Source organism: Cryobacterium sp. TMT3-29-2 (assembly GCF_004564305.1).
GTDB lineage: Bacteria > Actinomycetota > Actinomycetes > Actinomycetales > Microbacteriaceae > Cryobacterium > Cryobacterium sinapicolor.
Genome location: NZ_SOGK01000138.1, coordinates 60,746 through 67,472 on the forward strand (window position 1 = coordinate 60,746; position 6,727 = coordinate 67,472).

Here is a 6,727-nt window from a genome sequence, read left to right on the forward strand (position 1 = left end):
ACCGGCGGCCGATGAGGAGAGTTCGCCGAGTAGCATCCGTTCGACGTCGACAAGGCCATCGCCTGATGGCGAAACTCAGCTCGAGCCTCTTCGTAGGTCGCGGCCGTCGCGCCGAGGCGATTCAGGGCACCTCTGTCGTCACGGGTGGAGGCGCGGGCTCGGTACCGACCACTGGGGAAGGGCCGGCCGTCCACCGTGCGCAGTGCGCCGGAAGGGATCGAGGCTAAGCGCCGGGTGGAGCCGCACGTGTGCGCTACTTAGCGTCAAGCCCGAAGCGTAACGTTTCCTACGGGCAGTGCTCCCTGCTCTCGCGGCGTACGGTTTCCAATCCGTCGGATGACGGCCTTGGCACCTTCCATCACCACGAAAACGCCGACGGCAACGCCAGCTGTCAGCGCCCAACTGTGGAAACCGATGGGGGTTGAGTCGAACCAGTAGTTCATGAACGGCGCGTAGGTGAACATGATCTGCAGGGCCATCAGCAGGCCGGCCGAGATCCACAGGTTGCGGTTACCGGTAAGCACCCGAACAGTGAACGCGGAACCGTTGAGCAGACGGCAGTTCAAGAGGAAAGCGAGCTGGCCGAGGGCGAGCATCAGGACTGCGGACGTCTGTGCCACGGCGTAATCGCCGGTGCGGTCGCGCTCGAGGAGGTAGACGGCGAGGGTCGCGACGCCGATGACGACCGAGGCGGTGAGGACGACGGCGATCGCCCGCGACGACAGTACCTGCTCCGTAGCTGAGCGCGGCATGCGCCGCATGATGCCTGGCTCTGCGGGCTCTCCCGCCAAGGTCAACGACAACGTGAGCGCGGTGATCAAGTTGATCCAAAGGATCTGCACGGGGGAAAGCGGCAGAGCAATCCCCGCCAGGACCGCAGCGAGGATCACAAGGGCCTGCGCGCCGTTGGTGGGCAGCAGGAAGACTACGGACTTGCGGATGTTGTCATAGATCCGCCGGCCTTCCTCGACGGCGCGTTCGATGGTCGCGAAGTTGTCGTCGGCGAGAACGATGTCCGCCGCTTCCTTGGTCGCTTCGGTTCCCTTGATGCCCATGGCCACGCCAACGTCGGCGCGCGTGATCGACGGGGCGTCGTTGACGCCGTCGCCGGTCATGGCGACGACCTCGCCGTGGGACTGCAGGGCGCGCACGATCCGCAGCTTGTGCTCCGGGGAGGTGCGAGCGTAAACGTCCACGTCACGTACGACCCGGCGGAGTTCGTCGTCGTCCATCGCGTGGAGGTCGGCGCCGGTCAGCGCGAGGACTTCGCCCTCGGCGGGGGCGATGCCCAGCTCACGGGCGATCGCCGTCGCAGTCCCGCGGTGGTCGCCGGTGATCATCTTCACGCGGATGCCTGCAGCGTGGGCCTCGGCGATCGCAGCGGTTGCCTCGGGGCGTGGTGGGTCGACGATGCCGATGACGCCGAGGAAAGTCAGGCCGCCATCGAGGTCGCCCAGCACGATGTGGTCGACACCGTCGGCCGGGCGTGTGGCTGCGGCCAGCACGCGCAGTCCTTTGGCCGAGAGTGCGTCGATCCGCTCCTCCCACGCCGCCCGGTTGAGCGGTGCGGTGCCGCCGTCGGCAGAGCGCTCGGTGTCGGCTCGGTCGAGAAGGCGGTCCGGGGCGCCGACCACGTGGACGAATCGGGTCACGCCGTCGGGGGTTGAGCCGGTCGGGAGCTCGTCGAGGGTGGCTGCGAACTTGTGGGTTGATTCGAACGGCACCGCGCCGACGCGGGTCGCGGCGCCGGTGGCTGCGCCGGCTTTCGCCGCCAGGACGTCGAGGGCTCCCTCGGTCGGCACGCCGACGACCCGCCAGCCGTCTTCCGTCTGTTCGACGTGGGCGTCGTTGGTGAGACCGGCGGCCAGCACGAGATCGGAGAGGTCGGGGTGGGCGGCGAGGTCGGCGGTCTGGCCGTCGGAGTTGACGACCCGACCCGCGGGGTCATAGCCGGTGCCCTCGACTGTGTAAGTGCTTACTGCCGTGACGACCGTCCGGGCGGTCATCTCGTTCTGTGTGAGCGTCCCAGTCTTGTCAGAGCAGATGGTCGTCGTCGAGCCGAGGGTCTCAACCGCCTCCATCTTGCGTGTGATTGCGTGGCGTTTAGCCATCTGCTGCACGCCGAGCGCTAGCGTGATCGTCACCAGGGCTGGCAGTCCCTCAGGCACCGCAGCCACGGCGAACCCGATGGCCGCCGAGATGAGCTCATCGACACCCAGGCCGTGCACGAACCAGCCGACGAGCAACATGACAACGGCGAGCACTCCGATGAGGATCGACAGTTGCTTACCCAGGTGGGCGAGCTGTCGGGCGAGCGGGGTGTCCATCTGGTCCTGCTCGGACACGAGCGCCGAGATACGGCCGATCTCCGTGTCCCGCCCCGCAGCCACGACCACGGCCTCGCCGTTGCCCGCGGTGACGATGGTCCCTGAGAAGAGCATCGACGTTCGGTCCCCGATGCCCGCGTCCGCAGCCACGATTTCATGGCTCTTGTCAGCGGCCACCGACTCGCCTGTCAACGCAGACTCGTCGACCTGCAGCCGCCCGGAGGTCAACAGCCGGACGTCCGCCGGCACCCGGTCGCCGCTACGAACGCGGACGACGTCACCGACGACGATGGTCGCGGAGTCGACCACTCCCCAGGTCCCGTCGCGCCGTACCTGTGCGCTCAACGACTGCATCTTACGCAACCCCGCGAGCGCCGACGCCGCACGGCCTTCCTGGATGAAGCCGATCAGCCCAGTAGCCGCGATCACAACAGCGATGACGGTGAAGTCGACCCAGTCACCCGTGATCGCCTTCAGCACGGCCGCCGCGATGAGGATGTATATCAAAACGTCAGCGTACTGGGCCAGCAGCCGCTTGAAGACGGACGGCTGGGGCGGAGTAGGCAATTCGTTGCGACCGTCGCGCGCGAGGCGGGATTCGGACTCGTGTTCCGTCAGGCCTTCTGGCCCGCTAGCGACGGCGCGCAATACCTCCTCCCCAGTGATGGCCCAGGACGCTGGGGGCGCCTCGGTGCGGGAGTAGTCGGTCTCAGAAATAGTCATCTGGCGTGCTCCTTGGCATGGTGCGGTATCGCATGATCGTCCGTCCAGCGCAAGCGGCGCTACCGCAATAAGCGAGCGATTGCACTGCGTCGGCCTCCGGCTCATCTGTCCTTGGTGACCTGTGCGTCGCCGACCGCGATTGCAGTCGGGTTGTTTCTGATTGTAGACACCCGAAGAGCATTTCGGTAATCACAATGCGTACGTCAGATGAAATCCGGTGCGTTACGCAGAGAAGCCTGCTGGAGCGCAACGAGGTCGTCGCCCGCGCGCTGAATCCGGCGTCGCGCAGGCGCGACGCCGGAAGTTCATCGGGGCCGAACTGCTCTCGACTGGCCGGCCGAAGGTGAGGGCGTTATCGCGAGCAGTCCGCGCGCACGGTGCGCCCGTTCCCAGGAATCGAACGTATGTTCCAATCGGATAATGGGAGCGAACAAGAGATATCCGAGTAGCCCGCACCCGCCACCTCAGTGCAGGCCGACAGCCTAATGCAGGTCGAACCCGACTACGGGGGGCGAGTTCATCGCGCGGCCGGACGCCACGCGCCGTCTACGTCGAGTGGGAACACCGTGGGCTGCATCGGGTCTGGGTCTGGGCCTCAGCGGTGGAGAGCTGCGGGTTGTCCTGATCAAGGACGTCTCGCGCCGGCGCTGGCGCCAGGCTCACCTCTGCCAACCGACAGTGCGAACTTGACCTCTATCCACCGGTCGGTCTGGTTGAGTCGGCCCGCCACCGTTTGAGCTGAGGTTTCTCTCGGCGGGCGTGGCGGAGCGACCGGCCTTGCTGCCGGTGATGTTCCTGGTTCTGGTTGCGCCGTGGGGCTGGGTGGTCAGATGGACTTGGTTCGCGGCGGGCCGCAGGCCGCCGCGAACAAAGCTGTCCACCCGGTTTCCCAGGGCCAGCTGGCCGGGAGGTGCAGGACGTGTATCCGAGCCGAGGTCGAGATGCGCGCCGGAATTTGAATCAGCTTCCGGCGGATGGTGCCGGTGCGCGCTTTGCCGAGGGCGCTGCCGGCGAGGGTTCCGGTGGCGCGGGAGAGGTTGAACGCGATCGTGGGCAACACCAGCAGGCGGCTTTGGCGGTGAATTTCCCAGACGGCAGGTGCGCCAGCGCACTGTCTTTGAGATCGGCGTTGACCTGCTCGATGATCGCGTGTTGCCGGTGGGTTCTATCAGCGCTGACGGTGTCTGGGGTGCTGGTGGTGAAGAACGCGTGGAACCGGCGCGTATCGAACAGGGTCGGTTGCCCGGCGCCTTCAAACGGGTTTCGTTCCGGGATCCGGCGAACGACCAGGCGTCCCTCGACTATTTGGACATCTGCTGGAGTCCGCCGACTTTCTCATGGAACGGACATTGGCGGCGGCCATGGCTACGGTTCACGGGCACTACGCTGGGTGAGGACGGTCGTAGGCCGCCCTGCGTAGCCAAGCAAACAAGCGAGGAAATCCATGCTGGATAGGCTGTTTTACTCAATCTTCCGCATCGCCGTGGGCATCCCGCTGCTCGTCGGCGGTACGGACAAGATCATCGCCCTCGTCTCAGGTGACAGCGGCCTTCGCGACTGGCTCCTGGGCATGTTCGCGGAAGAGCCCGTGCCCGACTGGATCGTGACGCTTGCCGGGACACTTCTGCCGTTTATGGAGTTCGCGACCGGCTTCCTCGTCGTCCTCGGGATCTTTCCTCGGATAGGCGCGACGCTCGGGCTGCTTACGTTTGGCATGTTCTTGTTCGGCGCTGAGCTCACGCACTACGTCGAAGGCCAGATCACCGAGATCATTCAGCAGATGTTGTTCACTCTCGGGTTTTTCCTGGTGGCTCTCTATGCGAAGCTCCCCGATCCGCTGCGCATCTACCCGCGTCGCCCCATCGACACGTGGTCCTCGCACCTTCCGGAGGATCGCTCGGTGACAACAGGCTGACGGGAGGCGAACGCCCGGCAGGTGCGCCCCAGCCGAGCACGCTCGCGTCGAGCGACACCATCAAAGGCATCGATCGGATGTCCGGAGTGATGCAATTCGTGCTCTTCCTCGCGCACAGGTTCCCCGTGCGCCCTACGATGGCGCGACCGACACCGTCGTAGGCCTCGCCGTCACCGGAGCGATCGAACACTCGGACACTAGGCATCGGGGCAACCCGCATCACCGGGCTCAAGTACGACACCGTCCTGCACTTACCGCAACCCGATACGAACACACAGTTAGAAACCCGCCGAAATGAGGCTCTCCTGACTCTTCCGTGGGTTGAATCCGGCCGGGAAGCACGGGTTTATGCCCGCCGAGGCTGAGCATCGCGGGGGCGATGAGGGCCTCGGGTGATTTGAAGCCGAATGCGATGCGGGTCATGAGGCGGATCTTGGTGTTCATGGATTCGACGCGGCCGTTGGATAGGCCGTGCTCAATGGACGCCAGGATCGCGGTGCGGTGCTTCACGATGCTCTTCTGCAGTTTCACGAAGGACGGGATGTGGCAGCAGCGAGCCCAACCAACCCATTTGTCGAGAGCTTCGGTCGCTTCCTCGAGAGGCAGTTTGAAGATCACACGGATGCCTTCCTTCAGGTAGTAAGCGCGGGCCAGCCGGGGGTCGGTCTGCACGATCCAGGCCAGCTTCGCCTGCTGCTTCTCGGTCAGGTTCTCCGGGTTCTTCCAGAGCGCGTAGCGGCAGTTCTTGATGCCGGCAGCTCGAGCACTATCCGGTCGGGCCGGAGCGTCGGCGGCGGGCCGGCCGCGGGTGCGGCGGGCATCGTTCCACGCGGCCCGGCGGACCTCGTCGAGGGCCTCGGCGGCCCATTTCACGACGTGGAACGGATCAGCGCAGCGGATGGCGTTGGGGGCTTTCTCCGGGACAACACTGGCGATCCGGGCCGCACCGTCCGCGGAAATATGGGTGATCTGCGCCGAACGTTCCGGTCCCAACGCGTCGAAGAACGTCGCGAGGGTGGCCTTGTCCTGGCCCGGCGCGGCCCAGACGAGACGGCCGGAATCGTGGTCGACAACGCGGGTCAGATATTTGTGGCCGCGCTTGTAGATGATCTCGTCAATCCCGATCCGGGTCAGGTCCGCGAACTGGTCGAACTGCTTCTCTGTGTCAACGGCCCGAACCCGGGTGATGATCGCGCCGACAGTGCGCCACGCGATGCGCATCAGCACGGTAATGGCGGTCTTTGATGTTTGCGTGGCCAGCCACGCGACCTGGTCATCGAAGAACAGCGTGTGACCGCTTTGATGCCGAGCCCACGGCACGGTGGCGACGGTGACGCCGTGAACCCGGCAGCTCACCCGCGGTGCCGTACCTTCTAACTGGATCTGCACCGACCCCGCATCCAGGGACCGCCACCAGCGGCGGCCGTCACCAGTGTCGTAGCGGGGGCAACGGCGTCGGCAGGACCCGCAACGGTTCCGCATCGATGCCGCGGGACGCACCGACGCGACCAGAGCGCCCGTTTCCACGTCGAGATCGACCGCTTCAACAATGGTCTTATCGACTCCGAGCAGAGTTCGCCATAGTGTTGAGTTTTGCACGCCGGTTTCTCGTCCCTGTGTTTCTTACCTTTGTCAGCTAGAAACCTAGACGAAACGGTCACGTCCCTGTGAGTGGTGTGGTTTCCCGCTCTTGAGTGTTGCTTCGTCAACGTAAAGAGCCACCGTGGGATGGTCAGTGAGTACCGACTAAAGCAACTCACAA

At 65.1% G+C, this 6,727-nt stretch carries 2 protein-coding genes and 2 pseudogenes; 1 reads left to right on the forward strand and 3 read right to left on the reverse strand.

Going from position 1 to position 6,727, the window contains the following annotated elements; genetic code table 11:
• Positions 1-263 precede the first annotated feature (263 nt).
• Both E3O67_RS16335 and E3O67_RS16340 read right to left on the reverse strand, forming a co-directional pair.
• On the reverse strand, positions 264-3,050 hold the full coding sequence (locus E3O67_RS16335; RefSeq protein ID WP_135103171.1) for an HAD-IC family P-type ATPase: 2,787 nt from the start codon (positions 3,048-3,050) through the stop codon (positions 264-266).
• An 826-nt stretch (positions 3,051-3,876) separates the two neighbouring features.
• A pseudogene (locus E3O67_RS16340) lies at positions 3,877-4,352 on the reverse strand (transposase); the annotation flags it as partial.
• 142 nt (positions 4,353-4,494) lie between these two features.
• On the opposite strand from E3O67_RS16340, the gene E3O67_RS16345 reads away from it, so the two are divergent.
• On the forward strand, positions 4,495-4,965 hold the full coding sequence (locus E3O67_RS16345) for a hypothetical protein (protein ID WP_134428764.1): 471 nt from the start codon (positions 4,495-4,497) through the stop codon (positions 4,963-4,965).
• A 327-nt stretch (positions 4,966-5,292) separates the two neighbouring features.
• Here E3O67_RS16345 and E3O67_RS16350 read toward each other — a convergent pair.
• A pseudogene (locus E3O67_RS16350) lies at positions 5,293-6,564 on the reverse strand (ISL3 family transposase); the annotation flags it as partial.
• Positions 6,565-6,727: the final 163 nt, after the last annotated feature.